At 58.6% G+C, this 19,129-nt stretch carries 13 protein-coding genes; 5 read left to right on the top strand and 8 right to left on the bottom strand.

Translation table 11 applies throughout. The features are described from left to right. Positions 1–41: 41 nt before the first annotated feature. Genes entF through fes form a run of 3 tightly spaced genes read right to left on the bottom strand, consistent with a single transcriptional unit; the run spans position 42 to position 5,318 of the window. The gene (entF, locus tag HV157_RS08055) at positions 42–3,899 is read right to left on the bottom strand and encodes an enterobactin non-ribosomal peptide synthetase EntF (RefSeq protein WP_182268324.1); all 3,858 of its coding nucleotides are present in this window, start codon (positions 3,897–3,899) and stop codon (positions 42–44) included. After that, a complete protein-coding gene (locus HV157_RS08060; RefSeq protein ID WP_014169063.1) occupies positions 3,896–4,108 on the bottom strand; it encodes an MbtH family NRPS accessory protein in 213 nt (70 codons plus the stop codon). Before HV157_RS08060 ends, entF begins: the two co-directional genes overlap by 4 nt. Before the next feature lie 10 nt (positions 4,109–4,118). After that, positions 4,119–5,318 carry an enterochelin esterase gene (gene fes / locus HV157_RS08065; protein ID WP_182268323.1) on the bottom strand — a complete coding sequence of 400 codons (1,200 nt, stop codon included), beginning with the start codon at positions 5,316–5,318 and terminating at the stop codon, positions 4,119–4,121. A gap of 251 nt (positions 5,319–5,569) precedes the next feature. Between fes and HV157_RS08070 the strand changes: the two genes are divergently transcribed. Then, entirely contained in the window at positions 5,570–7,819 is a 2,250-nt protein-coding gene (locus HV157_RS08070; RefSeq protein ID WP_020885035.1) for a TonB-dependent siderophore receptor, read from the top strand. 120 nt (positions 7,820–7,939) lie between these two features. Beyond that, a complete protein-coding gene (gene entD, locus HV157_RS08075) occupies positions 7,940–8,626 on the top strand; it encodes an enterobactin synthase subunit EntD (protein ID WP_040016891.1) in 687 nt (228 codons plus the stop codon). A gap of 599 nt (positions 8,627–9,225) precedes the next feature. Here the strand turns inward: entD and betT are convergent. Then, positions 9,226–11,259, bottom strand: coding sequence for a choline BCCT transporter BetT (betT, locus tag HV157_RS08080; RefSeq protein WP_182268322.1), 2,034 nt, complete (start codon positions 11,257–11,259; stop codon positions 9,226–9,228). Positions 11,260–11,387: 128 nt separating this feature from the next. Between betT and betI the strand changes: the two genes are divergently transcribed. Genes betI through betA form a run of 3 tightly spaced genes read left to right on the top strand, consistent with a single transcriptional unit; the run spans position 11,388 to position 15,140 of the window. Beyond that, a complete protein-coding gene (betI, locus tag HV157_RS08085; RefSeq protein WP_020885037.1) occupies positions 11,388–11,975 on the top strand; it encodes a transcriptional regulator BetI in 588 nt (195 codons plus the stop codon). Positions 11,976–11,988: 13 nt separating this feature from the next. Next, entirely contained in the window at positions 11,989–13,461 is a 1,473-nt protein-coding gene (betB, locus tag HV157_RS08090; RefSeq protein ID WP_182378455.1) for a betaine-aldehyde dehydrogenase, read from the top strand. A gap of 14 nt (positions 13,462–13,475) precedes the next feature. After that, positions 13,476–15,140 (top strand): choline dehydrogenase, encoded by a 1,665-nt coding sequence (gene betA, locus HV157_RS08095; protein WP_182268321.1) that lies wholly within the window; start codon positions 13,476–13,478, stop codon positions 15,138–15,140. Between the two features lie 46 nt (positions 15,141–15,186). On the opposite strand, the gene HV157_RS08100 is transcribed toward betA, so the two are convergent. From HV157_RS08100 to alsS, 4 genes are all read right to left on the bottom strand, one after another. Continuing rightward, the gene (locus HV157_RS08100; protein ID WP_014169054.1) at positions 15,187–15,885 is read right to left on the bottom strand and encodes a GNAT family protein; all 699 of its coding nucleotides are present in this window, start codon (positions 15,883–15,885) and stop codon (positions 15,187–15,189) included. A 162-nt stretch (positions 15,886–16,047) separates the two neighbouring features. After that, positions 16,048–16,521 (bottom strand): cold shock domain-containing protein, encoded by a 474-nt coding sequence (locus tag HV157_RS08105; protein ID WP_014169053.1) that lies wholly within the window; start codon positions 16,519–16,521, stop codon positions 16,048–16,050. Positions 16,522–16,652: 131 nt separating this feature from the next. Further along, positions 16,653–17,423 carry a (S)-acetoin forming diacetyl reductase gene (locus HV157_RS08110; protein ID WP_032677650.1) on the bottom strand — a complete coding sequence of 257 codons (771 nt, stop codon included), beginning with the start codon at positions 17,421–17,423 and terminating at the stop codon, positions 16,653–16,655. 20 nt (positions 17,424–17,443) lie between these two features. After that, a complete protein-coding gene (gene alsS, locus HV157_RS08115) occupies positions 17,444–19,123 on the bottom strand; it encodes an acetolactate synthase AlsS (protein ID WP_020885041.1) in 1,680 nt (559 codons plus the stop codon). Positions 19,124–19,129: the final 6 nt, after the last annotated feature.

The raw sequence follows: 19,129 nt of genomic DNA on the forward strand, positions 1-19,129 counted from the left end.
CACCCTCTCCTGGAAGAGAGGGTGAGAGTGAGGGGAAACCGCTACCCCAATATCGCCTTCAGCACCGGTCCTATTGTCTCAAACGCCTGCGGTGAAATGATATCCACGTGAGCGCAATCCTGGCTGTAAACCTCCAGTTCCCCCACCCACGGCGCCCAGGCCTGCTGCGGATCCAGCGTTTGCGTGCGCCCGGCAACAAACAACGTCGCTTTACCGTCGAACCGTGAACTGTGCGCCGTTGTCAGCAGGCGGACGGCATCGGCGTAATTCCCTTCGATGGCGTTAAAGAGCTCGCCAGAGCCTTGCCCCTGCTGCGCGGCGATAAACGCCTGACGCTCGCGTTCGATTTCTGCCAGTACGTCCGGATCGAGATCATTGGCCTCTTTCTCTGCCCAGTTCTGGGTTTCCGGCGGCCAGGTATCCAGCAAGCCGAGAAACGCCACCGCGTCCCCCTGCTCGCGCAGACGGGCCGCAATGCCCTGCGCCAGCGTGCCGCCAAGCGAGTAGCCGAACAGATAATACGGCCCCTGCGGCTGTTGCCCGCGCAGCGTCTGCAGATGATGTTCGATCACCTCGTCCAGCGTAGCGCACTGCTGCATCGGCCCTTCCGGACGCGGCGACTGAATGCCGGTGATTGACCAGCGCGGGCTGAGATAGCGCGCCAGCACGCTAAACTGCCAGGCAAAGCCGGATGCCGGATGGAAGCAGAACAGCGTCGGACCGTTGCTTTCACGCAGCGGCAGAAGGGTCTCGTAGCCCAGACGCTGTGCCTGTTCGTCATTCATCGATGAATCCAGCAACGCGCTGAGCATGCTGACCGTTGAGGCCACCATAATCTGCCCCGGAGTGACCCTGCGGGCAAACGTACGGCTGAGCTGCGCGGCCAGGCGCATCGCCAGCAGGGAATGACCGCCGAGGGCGAAGAAATCGGCATCGATGTCGTTCACCTCACAACCGAGCAGGGCAGAAAATGCCTGCGCGACGGCCACTTCAGCGTCTGTTTCTGGCGCCCGCCCGGACGTCTTGCGGGTCAATTCCGGCAACGGAAGCGCCTTGCGGTCAAGCTTTCCGTTGGCAGAGAGCGGCAGCGCGCTGATTTGCAGCAGCACCACCGGCACCATATGGGGCGGCAATTGAGCTTTAAGCGAGTGCAGCAGCGCATCGCGGTCCAGCGGCAAGCCGGACCCGGAGACGACATACCCTACCAGCTGTCGGGCATCGCCCCCGGTTGCCGCCGCCTGATTAAAGACGCACGCGTGCGCTACGGCCTGCGCCACGTCAGGCAGCGAAAGCATCGCACGATCGATTTCGCCAAGTTCGATACGCTGACCACGAATTTTCAGCTGATCGTCACTGCGGCCCAGATATTCCACCGCGCCGTTATCCAGCCAGCGCGCCACGTCACCGGTGCGGTACATCCGCTCGCCAGGTGCAAAGGGATCGGCAATGAAGCGGCTGGCGGTCAGGTCCGGACGACCGAGATACCCCTGCGCAAGCTGGGTCCCGGTAAGATAGAGGTCACCGGCCACGCCGAACGGCACCGGACGCATCATCGCATCCAGAATGCGCAGCCCCGTATTCCACACCGGGAAGCCAATCGGCACGCTGTTGCCCGCCACCGCCGCCAGTTCCGGACCCGACGCCGGATACCAGCTCACGTCCACCGCCGCTTCCGTTGGACCATAAAGGTTATGCAACGGGACATGAGTAAGGTGCTCCCACTCCCGACACAGTTCTGTCGGCAGCGCTTCCCCGCTGCAGAACACCTGCTTCAGTGTCTGACAGCAGTCGGCATTTTCCGGCGTCAGCGAGGCAACGAACGCCGCCAGCATCGACGGCACAAAGTGTGTCGTGGTCACGCCATAATGCGCGAAGAAGTTCTGCATCGCCTGCGGATCGCGGTGCGCGTCCGGCTCGGCCATCACCAGCTTCGCGCCGGCGATAAAGGGCCACCAGAACTCCCAGACCGAGACGTCAAAACTGCACGGCGTCTTTTGCGCCACCACGTCATGCGCGTCCAGCGGATAGTGATCCTGCATCCACATCAGGCGGTTAACGATGGCGGTATGCCCTACCATCACGCCTTTTGGCCGCCCCGTTGAGCCTGAGGTAAAGATGATGTACGCCGTGTGCGCCGGCTTTGCCAGCCGCAGCAGTTCACTGCCCGCAGGAGGTAATAGTGTGTTGTAACTAAATACAGGGACCGGCAGATCGCGAAAGCGCGAAAGCTGATCGTCAGAGGCGATCAGCAGGGACGGTTTCGCGTCCTCCAGCATCATGCGCAGACGATCGTCCGGGTAACCGGTATCCAGCGGCAACCACGCGGCGCCCGCCTCCACGATGCCGTGCAGCGCCAGGGTAAGAAACACCGAGCGCGGCAGGGCTACCGCCACGCTGTCGCCAGGCTTAACGCCGCGTTCCCGCAGTAATGTCGCAAGAGCCACCACCTGCTCGCGCATCTGGCGGTAATTCAGTTCGATGTGCGCATCAGCAAGCGCGGGGGCATCCGGCGTTTTATCCACCTGGTCTGCCACCAGCTGAGCCAGCGTGGTTGACGGTAGCGCCAGCCCGGTATCATTGATACGCGCCAGCTGCTGGTATTCCTGCTCTGAAACGGTTTCTGCTTCGCCGCAGCGCAAATCCGGGTTGGCAGCAAACTGCATCAGCATGGCGTTCAGGCGTGCAACGTGGCGCGTTAGCGTCGCTTCATCGTAGCGCTGCTTATTGGCAAGGATTTCAATACTCAGGCCGCCCTGCTCGTCCGGGAACAGCGCCAGTTCAAGGTCATTGACCGGGCCAGTGGCCAGCGTATGGGTGATGGCGTCCACGCCATCCATATCCAGCTGATAATCAAACACCTTGACGTTCAGTACCGGGCCAAACAGCGCGTCATCGCCCGCGGCACGTCCGCTGTCACGCACGATCTGCTCGGCGTCATAACGCTGATGGCAACGCATTTTTTTCAGCTGGTGTGCCAGACGATGCGCCAGCGCAGGCAGGCTTTCGTGCGGGGCGATGTTCACCGCCAGCGGCAGCACGTTCAGCACCGGACCGGTTGCCGTTAAGGCCGCCGACCCCATTCGGCGCATAAAGATAAACCCGGCGGCGTAGTCCAGCCGTCCGGTCAGACGCCCGATCCACAGCGCCACCAGCGCAAGCGCCAGATCGGTACGCTGAACCGGCCCCGCCGCCTGAGCAAGCCGGGTAAAGGCGCGGCGGTCAGCCGTCACCTTCAGACGCAGAATATCGGTGGTCGCCGCACGGCCCGGCAGCGGTGCCGACGACAGCGAGACCGGGGAAGGAAGCTGCTTACGCTGCTCCGCCCAGAACGCCCCGTCGCGCTGATACGCTTCGCTATCGCGATAGCGCTGGTATTCCTCCACCACCTCGGCGAAAGGGGTAAACGGCGACGCGGGCGTGGGCTCGCCGTTTTGCCATGCGCGATAAATGGCGGCGATCTGGCGGGTAATCGCCGGAAAACTGAAGCCATCCACCACCAGATGATGATATCGCTGATACCAGTACCAGTGCCCTTCGCCTACCTGAATCAGCTGATGGAACGCCAGCGGCTGACCGCTGTCCACGCGCAGGTTCTGGTTTAAATCCGCCGCCATCAGGGCCATCGCCGCGTCATGGGATTCGGCGCGAACCACGGACGGTTCAGGCAGTGACATAGCGTCATCCACCCACTGCCACACCTCACCATTCTCTTGCACAAAACGCATGCGCAGGGTGTCGGCCTGCCTCATCCCTTCAACAATGGCTTTTGCCAGCAGCGGTGCGTCAATATTGCCCTTCAGCTCGGTGTAGTGTGCCACGCTCCAGGCGTTTGGCAGGGAGGAAAGCTGCTCCGCCATCCAGATACCCGGCTGGGCGGCGACAAGGGGAAGACGGTTCATGCTTTCTCTCCCGCAAAATACGACGGTTGCAGGGTTTGCCAGTGGTCGGCGAGCCACTGCTGACAGGCTTCCTGAGACTGCGCTTCACAGACCACGCGCCAGCCCGCCGGCAGCTGGCACTGCTGCGGCCACAGACTGTACTGTCCCTGGTCGTTACGCAAAATAGCAAACTGACCCTGCGGATTATCGAAAGGGTTGCTGAATTCCATACAGACTCCGTTAGTGAATAAGCGGCTGCCAGAGGGTCATCAGCCCCTGCGTCAGCCCACCGCGCCAGCAAAGCGCGTCGTGTCCGCCGTCAACCTGACGCCAGATAACCGGTTGCTGCGGGTGCAGTTCGGCGTAAATCGCCTGATTCGCGCGGAAGATGAGCGGCTCATTGCGCCCGGCCTCAAGAACGATACGCAGCCCGCGCGCGGTGAGGTCGCCCGCTTTAAGTTGTTCGATGAGCAACCCGTCCTGCTGACCGCCACGGTGCGGCCACCAGTAGGAGCCGGACTGGCTTAATACGCAGCCAAAGCGCTCGGGCCAGTTAAGCCCGGCATAAAGTGAAGAGAGGCCGCCAAAGCTTTGACCCGCGACTACCGTTCGGTCGGCGCGGTCGCTGAACGGAGTGCGGCTGTTCACCCGCGGGAGAAGTTCCTCCTGCACCGCCCGCCAGAAATCCGGGTTGCAGGGTAACTCGTGATTGCGATGCGCCATGTCGATCACATCGATTAAGACGTAGACGGCAGGCGGCAGTTTGCCCGCGTTTGTCAGCGCGGTTAGCGGAGACCACACGGGCATGCTTTCGGCCCAGAACTGGCCGTCGAGCAGTACGGCAAGCGGCCGCTCCGGGCTGTCTTCACCGGTGGTGAAAACCCACACCCGGCGGCGGTTATTCAGACGCACGCTTTCCCATTCAAAGCAGACGGGCGCGTTGCCGGGCGTTGCGGGCGTGTTCCAGCCGGGCTGAACCGGGGCCTCGGGCATTTCGAGCGCCGAGACGGGATGCCCGCGTCCGCCACGCCAGCTTTGCGGATTTAACGGATCGGCCATCGCCGCGGGGAGCAACTTTCGCCAGCCTTCACGCAGCGCCAAACGATCGGGTTGCTCGCCGTGGAAGACCGCGGCGGCAAAATCATCGTCGTTCACTGAGGGGATAAAACAGTAGCTGCCGCGCCATTGCGGGGTGAACTCGCCCTGCCACTGCCAGACGTCAGTATTAGGAATGCGCTCAAGGGATTGCGGACGGGCATTTTGATGGTGATCGGTCACGCCGGTGATGTAGAGCCAGACGCGTTTTAGCGGCGAGGTCTTTTGCGTTCCTGCCGGATCACGCCACCAGAAAGTGACGCGATAGTGCCCCTTCTCGCGGGTCCATTCGGGTCCGTTTTTCGACTGCCACCAGGCTTCACTTCCCGTTTTTAACCCCGTCACCCGTATAACCTCATGTTTATCAGTCTTTTTTGTTTCAGGACAAATTTTATTGATAATATTATTGATAACTATTTGCATTTGCAATAGCGTAGTGGCCGCGCTGTGGGAAGCGCGCTCATAAAACAACCATGCCACGCGTTGTGTGCGCTCGAGGACGGGGCTGCTTACGCAAACTGCGGGTGACACCATGCCGCCTCCTCTCCCTTTCGGGAATGGAGCCCGGGGATGCGGCGCGAAAAGCAGGACGTACAATGAATAAGAAGATTCACTCCCTGGCCTTGCTGGTCAACTTAGGGATTTACGGCGTTGCGATGCCAGCGCTGGCAGACGACAACACCGCCAACGCGCAGCACGAAGACACCATGGTGATCACCGCCGCAGAGCAGAACCTGCAGGCACCAGGGGTATCGACCATCACCGCCGATGAAATCCGTAAAAACCCGCCCGCACGTGACGTGGCCGAAATCATCCGCACCATGCCTGGCGTTAACCTGACCGGGAACTCCACCAGCGGACAGCGCGGCAATAACCGTCAGATTGATATTCGTGGTATGGGTCCGGAAAACACCCTGATCCTGATCGACGGCAAGCCGGTCACCAGCCGCAACTCCATCCGTCTGGGCTGGCGCGGCGAGCGAGATACCCGCGGTGACACCGGCTGGGTACCGCCAGAGATGATTGAACGCATTGAGGTCATTCGTGGCCCGGCCGCAGCTCGCTACGGTAACGGTGCGGCAGGCGGCGTGGTGAACATCATCACCAAAAAATTCGACAACCAGTGGCATGGCTCCTGGAACACCTATCTGAATGCTCCAGAACATAAGGATGAGGGTTCCACTAAGCGCACCAACTTCAGCCTGAGCGGCCCGCTGGGCGGCGACTTCAGCTTTCGCATGTTTGGTAACCTCGACAAAACTCAGGCCGATGCGTGGGACATCAACCAGGGTCACCAGTCCGATCGTACTGGTACCTATGCCGACACCCTGCCTGCAGGCCGTGAAGGGGTCGAGAACAAAGACATTAACGGCGTGGTACGCTGGGACTTCGCGCCCATGCAGTCCCTGGAGTTTGAAGCGGGCTACAGCCGCCAGAACAACCTCTACGCGGGTGATACCCAGAACACCAACAACGACAACAGCTCCAGCGGTCTGGTGAAGAAAAACTACGGTAAAGAGACTAACCGTATCTATCGCCAGAACTTTGCGGTGACCTGGAACGGCGGCTGGGATAATGGCATCACCACCAGCAACTGGGCGCAGTACGAACACACCCGCAATTCGCGTCTCGGCGAAGGTCTGGCGGGCGGTACAGAAGGATTGTTCAACAGCAATAAATTCACCGACACCGACCTGGCTGATGTGATGCTGCACAGCGAAATCAACCTGCCGATTGATTTCCTCGTCAACCAGAACCTGACGCTGGGCACCGAGTGGAACCAGCAGCGCATGAAGGACTCAACCTCCTTCTCGCAAACCCAGCAGGGCGGGACCATTCCGGGGCTCAGCAACGATCGTAGCCCGTATACCTCGGCGGAGATCTTCTCCCTGTTCGCCGAAAACAACATGGAGCTGACGGACAGCACCATGCTGACCCCGGCGCTGCGCTTCGATCACCATACGATCGTCGGTAACAACTGGAGCCCGTCCCTGAACCTGTCGCAAGGCCTGGGTGACGACTTTACGCTGAAGATGGGTATCGCCCGCGCCTATAAAGCGCCGAGCCTGTACCAGACCAACCCGAACTATCTGTTGTACAGCAAAGGCCAGGGCTGCTACGCCAGCTCCGACGGCGTGGGTTGCTACATGATGGGTAACGACGACCTGAAAGCCGAAACCAGCATTAACAAAGAGATTGGTCTGGAGTGGAAACACGACGGCTGGCTGGCGGGCGTGACCTGGTTCCGTAATGACTACCGCAACAAGATTGAAGCGGGGTATGCGCCAGTCGGCCAGACCTCCACCAGTAAAGTGACCACCGATATTTACCAGTGGGAAAACGTGCCTAAAGCGGTAGTTGAAGGTCTGGAAGGCTCCCTGAACGTGCCGGTCAGCGACACGATCAACTGGACCAACAACATCACCTATATGCTGCAAAGCAAGAACAAGGAGACCGGCGACCGTCTGTCGATCATCCCGGAGTACACGCTGAACTCAACCCTGAGCTGGCAGGTACATCAGGATGTGTCGCTGCAGTCGACCTTCACCTGGTACGGCAAGCAGCAGCCGAAGAAGTACAACTACAAAGGCCAGCCGGTGACCGGATCTGAGAAAGACGAAGTCAGCCCGTACAGCATCGTTGGCCTGAGTGCGACCTGGGACGTGACCAAAAACGTCAGCCTGACCGGCGGCGTGGATAACGTCTTTGATAAACGCCAGTGGCGCGCGGGTAATGCCCAGACCACCGGCAACGCCACAACCGGTGCCTATATGTACGGCGCGGGTGCATACACCTATAATGAGCCGGGCCGAACCTGGTTTATGAGCGTGAACACGCACTTCTAAGGCAGGCTGTGTCTCCCCTCTCCTGCCGGGAGAGGGGCTGAATGTCTCCCTCTCCCGGCAGGAGAGGATCGGGGTGAAGGCATCAGGCCGCACTATTCCTCAACGTCAGGACGAGAAAACATGCGCACCACCCACTCCACATTTCGTCTTGCCGGAACCACGGTCCATCAAATTACCTTCGATCCCACCACCTTTACCGACGCCGACCTCCTCTGGCTTCCTCACCACAACGCGCTTGCTCACGCAGCCCCCAAACGTAAAGCTGAACACCTGGCCGGACGCCTCGCCGCCGCCCACGCCCTGCGGGAATATGGCTTTACGGCCATACCGGCTATCGGCAGCAACGGCGAGCCGCTGTGGCCTGACGGCATGACGGGCAGCATCAGCCATACGGCCAGTCGTGCGCTGGCCGTTGTAACGCCGCACGGGCTAACGGGTATCGACGGGGAAATTATCCTCGCTGATGACGAAGCGGTGGAGATCAAAGACGGGATTATTGGCCCCGCAGAGGACACGCTGCTGCGCCACACCGGCCTGCCATTTGCGCAGGCGCTGACGCTGACGTTTAGCGCCAAAGAGAGCCTCTTTAAGGCGCTGTTTTCACAGGTTAACGCGATGATGGGCTTTGATTGTGCCCGCGTCACGGCGCTCGACGAGAATACCCTGACGCTGGCGCTGACCCGCCCGCTGGCGGGGTTTTCGCAAGATGATGCCTTCACGCTGTTTTGGCTGCGTGACGGCAACACGCAGATCACACTGCTTCCGCCTTTTCCCGCCGCTTCGCACAAGTCATCATCACGGCGTTGAACAATACGCCAGACTGCAGTCTTTTCAATCCTTGCCGCGGGTACAGCGCAGATAAGGCAGGGTGTTACGTCTTACTGAACAAAAGCCTCATGCAAATGACTGTTATCCCAGTGGCACCGATGGACGAGACGGACAGAACAAGAATCGAAGCAAAATCATGCACACCCTCTATGCCGTAAATACTAAACACGTTTGCCAGACGTTGAACGTTGTCCAGAGGAAAAAAGGCTGCCCATACCAGGCCGCAAACAAAAAACCAAAATACTATTTGTACGCAAAAAAGGAAAAAACCGGTGAAAGTCCTCATCGGGTCACCGTTATTGCTCCGCAGGAGAACCGTTAATATCAACACCGCCATCGCCTTTAAGCCACACGTAAGCTGGGATCGTCATTTTTATCTCCTTATAAAAACCAGCAGTATGATCGTAAATCGCTTTTTGAATTAATGCATTTGTGCCTGAGGAATGACTGATAAAAACAGATAAGGCAGATAAATATAAAAAAAGAATGGGCAAATAGCAGTGCTACTGAGTCGTAAAGGATAAGCAGTCGTAGAACGGGGCCAGAACTGGCCCCGCGGTTTTACTTCAGTTCAGTGCTCAAACATCCGGGAACATCACGCTATTCCCCGGCGCCTCGCGATGGAGGTGAATAAAGTTCAGGTGCCGCTCATACTGATCCAGTATGTCCGTAATCACCTGTTCCTTACTGTAATCCATCAGGTCATTCCCCTGGCTCCCTTCCAGCAGGAACGTCTCAAGGCGGTAATACGTTGATTTCCCACTGCGTGCGCGATAGGTAAACCCGGGCACCGAATACTGCTGTGGCCAAATCTGGTAGACAAAGTTTTGTTCGTCGCCCATATGCACCAGCAGGTCCAGGTGTCCCAGAGTCTCACCGTCGTCCGGCGGCAAGTTTTTCAGTTCAACATACGCACCACGCAGCTTCAGCTCCTGCGCCACCTCTTCCATCGCCGGGAAGCAGACCGTTTTCATCATCTGTTTGGTGTAGCGCGTGCCCGGATAGTTCATCAGGCGTGACAACCGCTTTTTCCAGCTCAGTCTGTCCTGCGCACCCATCGGGCGTGGCGCGGTGTCACGGCTGGCGCTGACGCGGCGGTAATCTTCCACCTTGAGAGATTTATACAGCCCGGCCATCACGAAGAAGATCACGAAACTGAACGGCAGCCCCATGATCACCGTGGTGTTCTGCAGGGCAGAAATACCGTTGGTCATCAGCATGCCCAGGGTCAGCAGGCCAATGGCGACAGACCAGAAGATGCGCAGCCAGTTAGGGGCATCGCTGTTAATGTCCTTGAGCTTCGAGGTAAAGTTCCCCAGCACCAGCGCGCCGGAATCCGCCGAGGTGACGTAAAACAGCAGGCCGGTAATGGTTGCAACAGAGGCGCTAAAGGTAAACGCCGGATACTGCGCCAGCAGGCTGTAGAACCCCCGCTCCGGATGCACCATCGCTTCCTGCGCAAACGTCGCATTGCCGTGAATGATCTCGTGCAGCGCGCTGTTGCCGAACACCGACAGCCACAGCAGCGTAAAGGTGAACGGGATAATCAGCGTGCCCATCACAAACTGACGAATGGTGCGTCCACGCGAAATACGCGCCAGGAACAGGCCAACAAACGGCGACCACGCGACCCACCACGCCCAGAAGAACAGCGTCCAGTTGTTCATCCACTCGACCGGGCGGTCAAAGGCGAAGCTGTTCAACGTCATACCCATAAAGCGGTTCACGTAATCACCCACGTTCAGCACTAACGCATTGAGCAGGAATGACGTATCGCCCATAAACAGCACGAACAGAATCAACCCCAGCGCCAGCGCGACGTTCAGCTCAGAAAGCACGCGAATGCCCTTGTCCACGCCGGAGGTAACCGAAATGGTGGCGATAATCACCGACAGCGCGATCAGCGCCGCTTTGGCCGCCATGGAATCCGGGATATCAAACAGCACGCTCAGACCGTAGTTGAGCTGCACCACGCCGATACCGAGCGTGGTGGCGATCCCAAAGATGGTGCCAATCACCGCCGCAATATCCACGGTGTGTCCAATCGGTCCGTTAATTTTTTTACCGAAAATCGGATAGAGCGCGGAGCGGATCGTGAGGGGTAAATTATAACGATAGCTAAAGTATCCGAGCGCCATACCCATCAGGGCATACATCGACCAGCCGGTTAAGCCGTAGTGGAACAATGTCCAGACCATCGCCTGTCGCGCGGCCTCCATCGTCTGCCCCGCCCCTTCCGGTGGCTGCATATATTGCGTGACCGGTTCCGCCACGGAGAAGAACATCAGGTCAATACCAATGCCCGCGGCAAACAGCATCGCGGCCCAGCTCAGCAGGCTGAACTCGGGTTTTGACTGTTCCGGCCCGAGCTTTACCGAGCCAAAGCGCGAGCAGGCGATGCAGACGACGAAGACGATATAGAGCGTCGCCGCCAGCAAGTAGTACCAGCCGAAGGTCTTCGACACCCAGTTCAGGGTGCGCCCAATCCACTCGGCAGAAAAATCGCTAAAGAAGATCGTCATCAGGGAAAACAACAAAATCAGTCCTGCGGATGTATAAAAAACAACCGGATTGATTTTGTCCTTTTCTCTGTCTTGCGAAAGATCTGTCATCCAGTATCCCCACTGTTTTTGTAACTATTGAAATCCAAAACCGCAACAATTAAGACACATTTTATATTGAACGTCCAATCAAAAACCGCTTTAATGGTTAACCAACGCTGATGAATGGAGTGGCAAAAATGCCCAAAGTGGGGATGCAGCCAATCCGGCGCAGGCAACTGATCGACGCCACGCTGGAAGCAATAAATGAAGTGGGAATGCATGACGCGACCATCGCGCAGATCGCCCGTCGGGCGGGCGTTTCCACGGGGATCATCAGTCACTATTTCAAGGACAAAAATGGCCTGCTGGAAGCGACCATGCGCGACATCACTGGCCAGCTGCGCGACGCGGTATTGAACCGTTTGCATGCCTTACCGCACGGCAGTGCAGAGCAGCGTCTGCAGGCGATTGTCGGCGGCAATTTTGATGAAACCCAGATCAGCGGCGCGGCAATGAAAGCCTGGCTGGCCTTCTGGGCGAGCAGCATGCATCAGCCAATGCTCTACCGTCTGCAGCAGGTGAGCAGCCGCCGTCTGCTGTCGAACCTGGTGTATGAGTTCCGCCGCGAGCTGCCGCGCGAACAGGCGCAGGAGGCGGGTTACGGGCTCGCGGCGCTGATTGACGGGCTGTGGCTGCGCGCCGCGTTGAGTGGCAAACCGCTGGATAAAACCCTGGCCCAGTCGCTCACCAGCCACTTTATTAGCCAGCATTTACCGACCGATTAACCGAGGAGAATTTATGTCCCGAATGGCAGAACAGCAGCTTTATATCAATGGTGGTTATACATCGGCCACCAGCGGTCGCACCTTCGAGACCATCAACCCGGCCAACGGTGAAGTCCTGGCGACCGTTCAGGCCGCCGGACGCGAGGATGTCGAGCGCGCCGTAGAAAGCGCGCAGCGCGGGCAAAAAATCTGGGGGGCAATGACCGCCATGGAGCGCTCGCGCATTCTGCGCCGTGCGGTAGACATTCTTCGTGAGCGTAACGACGAGCTGGCGAAGCTGGAAACCCTCGACACCGGCAAAGCGTACTCAGAAACCAGCACCGTTGATATCGTCACCGGCGCGGACGTGCTGGAGTACTACGCAGGGCTGATCCCGGCGCTGGAAGGCAGCCAGATCCCCTTGCGCGATACCTCATTTGTCTATACCCGTCGTGAACCGCTGGGCGTGGTCGCGGGCATTGGCGCGTGGAACTACCCGATCCAGATCGCCCTGTGGAAATCCGCGCCAGCGCTGGCCGCAGGTAACGCGATGATCTTCAAACCGAGCGAAGTGACACCCCTCACCGCCCTGAAGCTTGCCGAGATCTCCACCGAAGCGGGTCTGCCGGACGGCGTGTTTAACGTTCTGCCGGGCGTGGGCGCAGAAACCGGTCAGTTCCTGACCGAGCACCCGGGCATCGCCAAAGTCTCCTTCACCGGCGGCGTTGCCAGCGGCAAAAAAGTGATGGCCAATTCGGCGGCCTCGTCCCTGAAAGAGGTGACGATGGAGCTGGGCGGAAAATCCCCGCTGGTTATTTTCGACGATGCCGACCTGGATCTCGCGGCGGACATCGCCATGATGGCCAACTTCTTCAGTTCCGGCCAGGTATGCACCAACGGCACCCGCGTGTTCGTGCCGGCGAAATTCAAAGCCGCGTTTGAGCAGAAAATTGTTGAGCGCGTGGCACGTATTCGCGCGGGCGATCTGTTCGATGAACGCACCAACTTTGGTCCACTGGTGAGCTTCCCGCACCGCGAAAACGTGCTGCGCTATATCGCCAAAGGCAAAGAAGAAGGCGCGCGTGTACTGTGTGGTGGCGACGTGCTGAAAGGCGAAGGCTTTGACAACGGCGCGTGGGTGGCTCCCACCGTGTTCACCGACTGCACCGATGAGATGACCATCGTGCGCGAAGAGATCTTCGGGCCGGTGATGTCCATCCTCACGTACGAAACCGACGAAGAGGTGATTCGTCGCGCCAACGACACCGATTACGGTCTGGCGGCGGGCATCGTGACTGCCGACCTGAACCGCGCGCACAGCGCGATCCACCAGCTTGAAGCGGGTATCTGCTGGATCAACACCTGGGGTGAATCCGCGGCAGAGATGCCGGTTGGTGGCTACAAACACTCCGGCATTGGCCGCGAGAACGGCGTAATGACGCTCCAGAGTTATACCCAGGTGAAGTCCATCCAGGTTGAGATGGGTAAATTCCAGTCCATATTTTAACCGGGAGGTTTTTTTTGCAATTTGACTACATCATTATTGGTGCCGGATCTGCCGGCAACGTACTGGCAACACGACTGACGGAAGATCCCAATACCACCGTTCTGCTGCTTGAAGCGGGCGGCCCGGATTACCGTTTTGACTTCCGCACCCAGATGCCTGCCGCGCTGGCGTTTCCCTTGCAGGGCAAGCGTTACAACTGGGCGTATGAAACCGAGCCCGAGCCGCACATGAACAACCGCCGTATGGAGTGCGGTCGCGGCAAAGGGCTGGGCGGCTCATCCCTGATCAACGGTATGTGCTACATCCGCGGTAACGCGATGGATCTGGACAACTGGGCAACTGAGCCGGGTCTGGAACACTGGAGCTATCTCAACTGCCTGCCCTACTACCGTAAGGCAGAGACCCGTGACGTGGGGCCAAACGACTACCACGGCGGCGACGGCCCGGTGAGCGTGACCACCTCTAAACCCGGCGTAAACCCGCTGTTTGAAGCGATGGTAGAAGCCGGTGTGCAGGCGGGCTACCCGCGTACTGACGACCTTAACGGCTATCAGCAGGAAGGCTTCGGCCCGATGGACAGAACCGTGACGCCGCAGGGCCGTCGCGCCAGTACCGCACGCGGCTATCTGGATCAGGCGAAATCACGCCCGAACCTGACCATTCGCACCCATGCCATGATCGATCACATTATTTTTGACGGCAAACGCGCGACAGGTGTCGAGTGGCTGGAAGGCGAGAGCACGATTCCGTCAAAAGCGACGGCCAGCAAAGAGGTGCTGCTGTGCGCCGGGGCGATTGCCTCTCCGCAGATCCTGCAGCGCTCCGGCGTGGGTAACGCGGAACTGCTGAAGCAGTTTGACATCCCGCTGGTACATGACCTCCCGGGTGTGGGTGAAAACCTGCAGGATCACTTAGAGATGTACCTGCAGTACGAGTGCAAAGAGCCGGTCTCTCTCTACCCTGCCCTGCAGTGGTGGAACCAGCCGAAGATTGGCGCGGAGTGGCTGTTTGGCGGCACCGGCGTGGGAGCGAGCAACCACTTTGAAGCGGGCGGGTTTATCCGCAGCCGCGAGGAGTTTGAATGGCCGAATATTCAATACCACTTCCTGCCGGTCGCCATTAACTACAACGGGTCGAACGCGGTCAAAGAGCACGGCTTCCAGTGCCACGTTGGCTCCATGCGCTCACCAAGCCGCGGGCATGTACGGATTAAATCACGCGATCCGCATCAGCATCCGGCGATCCTGTTCAACTATATGTCCCACGAACAGGACTGGCAGGAGTTTCGCGATGCGATCCGCATCACCCGTGAGATCATGCACCAGCCGGCGCTGGATAAATACCGTGGACGGGAAATCAGCCCGGGCATTGAGTGCCAGACCGACGAACAGCTGGACGAGTTTGTGCGTAAACACGCTGAAACCGCCTTCCACCCGTGCGGCACCTGTAAGATGGGGTATGACGAAATGGCCGTGGTCGACGGCGAGGGTCGCGTTCATGGGCTGGAAGGATTACGCGTGGTGGATGCGTCCATTATGCCGCAGATCATCACCGGCAACCTGAACGCCACCACCATCATGATTGGCGAGAAAATTGCCGATGCCATTCGCGGGCGCGAGCCGCTGGCGAAGAGTACCGCGGCATATTATGTCGCCAACGGTGCACCGGTTCGCCTGTAACGCAGTTTGCTAAGCAGCCCCTCTCCCAACGGGTGAGGGGCATATTTTACAGACGAAACGCCTCCAGCTTTTTACGCTGCCGTCCTTCCCCGTCAAAATTCGCTTCAGCCAGCCAGGCGCGGAGTTCGGCATCCCGCTGTGGCCATTCGCCATCAATGATTGACAGCATGTCGCTGTCGCGGTTGCGCCCTTTGCGCACCAGTTTCTGACGCAGTCGGCCTTCCCAGACAAACCCCAGCCTTTCCGCCGCATTACGCGACGCAGTGTTCATTGAATCGCACTTCCACTCCAGCCGACGATAGCCATGCTCGAATGCATTCCTGAGCAGCAGCCATACGGTTTCCGTGCCGAGGCGGGAGCCTTTCATCTTGCGTGACCAGGTGACGTGGCCGATCTCCACCGACCCTTGCATGCGCTCTATTGCCATATAGCTCACCAGCCCCACAGCTTGCCCGGTACGTAAATCGATGACGGCGTACGGCACCAGTTCATCATCCAGTACTTTGCCAAGGACCCATTCTGCGGTGTCTTCAACGCTCACGGGCTGGGTGCTGACAAGCCACGTCCAGTCGCTGTCGTCCCCCAGCGCATAGGCCTCATACAAATCCGCCGCGTGGCGTTCGGCATCCAGCGGCTCCAGACGACAATACTGACCGACGAGCGGAGTGCGGGTTAACGCACGGGCGCATTTCCAGTCGGGGACGATATCGTTAACAGTTTGACCATGTTGATTAAGCTCGGGCACGGCGTTGACTCCCGGAAGGATAAGGGTTTTGTTATAGCAGGTTAAAAAGCGGACGAAAAGAGACGCGGCGTATCGCCTGCTCGGGAAAACGGGGGAAGTGGCGTTTGCACGCCAGGATGACAGCGGTACGCCGGGTAAGACGTCGCCCTACCCGGCAAAACATTATTTCAGCAGCTTCACCGTAGCGTCGATGTCGATCTCATCTTCCGTGAAGATCATCGTCGTATTCTGGAAGGTGGTGATAGCCAGCTTCTTCACCGTGCGCATTTCACCCGGTTTTTTGTCAGACTTGGGTTTGATGTTGTTCATCAGCAGCCCCACGGACAGTACCGCGTTCTCTTTATCTATGCCGGTATCTGCTGGCTCTTCTTCGCTGAACACCACAAACGATTTGATCGAGGTGAGCTTCACGCGCTCGCCTGCGATATAGAGGTGTTTGCTTTCCGGGATCACCTTCACCGCATAGGCGGAAAGGCCTTTGTTGTTGGTTGTGGGCTCGAAGGTCACCGCTGCGTCTTTCTTAATCAGATCAGGGTTGGCGACCTTAATCACATGAAAATAGCGGTTGTCACCGTTTTCATCTTTGATAAATCCAAAGCCTTTATCTTTAAACCACGTTGTGATTGTACCGTTCATCGCTGTTACCGCCTGTCAGATCTCTAAGACTAAAGTTTTGCAGCGCGCAGTGTAATCCACAATGGCTGAGGAGACAAAAAAAAGCCCCTGCACGGGGGCAGGGGAAAACTCATGTCAGAGCTTATTAGTATTTAGTTGAACACCATACCACCGTCAATCAACAGGGACTGACCGGTCATGTAGTCGGAATCTGGCCCGGCGAGATAAGAGACACAGGCGGCCACATCTTCGGGTTCGGACAATCTGCCAAGCGTAATGCGTTTGGCAAACGTTTCAGTGCCGTAGCCGAGCGGTTTACCCGCCGCTTCGGAGACCTGACGGTCAATTTCCGCCCACATCGGCGTTTTGACGATGCCCGGGCAGTAAGCGTTAACGGTGATCCCTAATGGCGCAAGGTCACGTGCCGCCGTCTGGGTTAACCCGCGTACCGCAAACTTACTGGAACTGTAGACCGCCAGTTCAGGGTTCCCGGTATGGCCTGCCTGGGAACAGGCGTTGATGATCTTGCCGCCGTGCCCTTCTTTACGGAAGGCGTCAATGGCGGCCTGGATACCCCAGATAACCCCTTTGACGTTGATGTTGTAAACTTTGTCGACAATTTCCGGGGTGATCGACTCAATTGGCGTGGAAGGCGCGACCCCGGCATTGTTGACGATCACGTTGAAACCGCCCAGCGCAGTGCGGGCTTTTTCCACCGCTGCAAACACCTGCTCGCGGCTGGAGACATCCACCTTCACGGCGACGGCCTTCCCCCCATTGCGGGTGATCTCATCGGCAACGGCTTTTGCCGTCTCTTCGTTGTAATCCGCGATGGCAACGGCAAAGCCGTCTTTCACCAGGCGAAGCGCAATCGCTTTACCAATCCCCTGGCCTGAGCCTGTTACGAGAGCAACTTTTTGCATTTCTCTGTCCTTATATTGATTCACAAAATCTGGCTGAGATGGAGCTGGCCCATCAGCAGCGGGTTATCGCTATAGTCGACGGGAATGGCGACCACGGCCGGACCATCGACATCCATTGCGGCACGCAGCGTAGGCTCCAGCGCATCCGCGCTCTCGACGGCAAAGCCTTTCGCCCCAAAGGCATCGGCATAGACTTTGAAATCGACCGGGCCGAACTCTACGCCGGAAAGGCGCTGGTATTTTTTCTCTTCCTGGATCGCCACCATGTTGTAGGCGTTGTCTACCCAGATGATGTGCAGCACATTGGCGTTAAGACGCACGGCGGTTTCCAGCTCCATGCTCGACTGCAGGAAGCCGCCGTCACCGGACACCGAGACCACCTTGCGGCCAGGATTGACCAGCCACGCACCAATCGCCCACGGCAGTGCAACACCCATGGTCTGCTGACCGTTAGAGATCATGACCTGACGTGCGCGGAAGCTATAGAGATAGCGGGCGATCCAGATGTGGAAGCTCCCCATATCAACGGTGAGCGTAACGTCGTTATTGACGATGTCCTGCATGGCCCGCACGATGCGCAGCGGATGCAGGGCAAACTGATTAAGCGAGGCGCCACGGCGATCGAGCAGATCCCGTTGATGCTGACGATCGACCAGGATTTCTGACGCGCGCGCGCTGAGCTCCAGCTTGTGGGCGATCCGGCTCGCGAGCAGGTTCAGCGTTTCAGCGATGTCCCCCACCAGCTCGAGGTCAGGCACATAATTGCGTTCTTCATAAGCGGGCAGCACATCGATATGCACCAGCGTGGCGTCGCCGCTGTTCCACATGGACGGTTCGTATTCCACCGGGCTGTAACCGATGCAGATAATCAGATCCGCCAGATGCAGCAATCTGTCGCCTGCCTGGTTGTTAAAGAGGCCGACACGTCCGGCAAAGCGGGTGAAATGTTCCTGATTCACCGCCCCGGCCGCCTGATAGGTACTGGTGACCGGGATGCGACTTTTCTCCAGCAGCTTACGCAGCGCGGCGCTGTTGGCAGGCTGGCTGGCCATCAGGCCCAGTAAAATGACCGGATTCTTGGCTTTTTCGATAAGCTTCGCCACATCGTTAATGGCGGACTCCGGTGCCGGCCCCATTTTGGCAGTACTGCTGCCCGGCAAAATCGCGCCCGTGGCGGGCTGGTCGACAATATCCTGCGGCAGGCTGACGAACGCGCCCCCTGGCCTGCCGTGCTCGGCAGCGCGAAACGCGTTCGAGACCACTTCCGCAATCGCATCCGGTGAACTTACCTCCACGGCGTACTTCGTCACCGGGCTGAACATGGCGACTGTGTCCATGCTCTGATGCACCAGCTTCGCTTTATCTGCCCGCTTCACGGCACCGCCCAGCGCGACCACCGGGTCGCCCTCACTGTTGGCGGTGGCAATCCCGGTGATCAGGTTCGAGCAGCCCGGTCCGGAGGTGACCAGCGCGACCCCGGCCTTGCCGGTGAGGCGCCCTACCGCTGCGGCCATAAACGCCGCGTTCGCTTCGTGGCGCACGGGAATGATTTCGATGGAGGAATCGAGCAAGGAATCAAACACTTTGTCGATTTTTGCACCCGGAATACCGAAAACCTGCTTCACGCCCTGCGCTTCCAGCTGGCCTACGACCATATCGGCGCCATGCGCCCACTGACGTGCCTGTTTATCACTGTTCACGGTGGT

This window comes from Enterobacter sp. RHBSTW-00318, from assembly GCF_014101375.1.
Classification (GTDB): domain Bacteria; phylum Pseudomonadota; class Gammaproteobacteria; order Enterobacterales; family Enterobacteriaceae; genus Enterobacter; species Enterobacter ludwigii.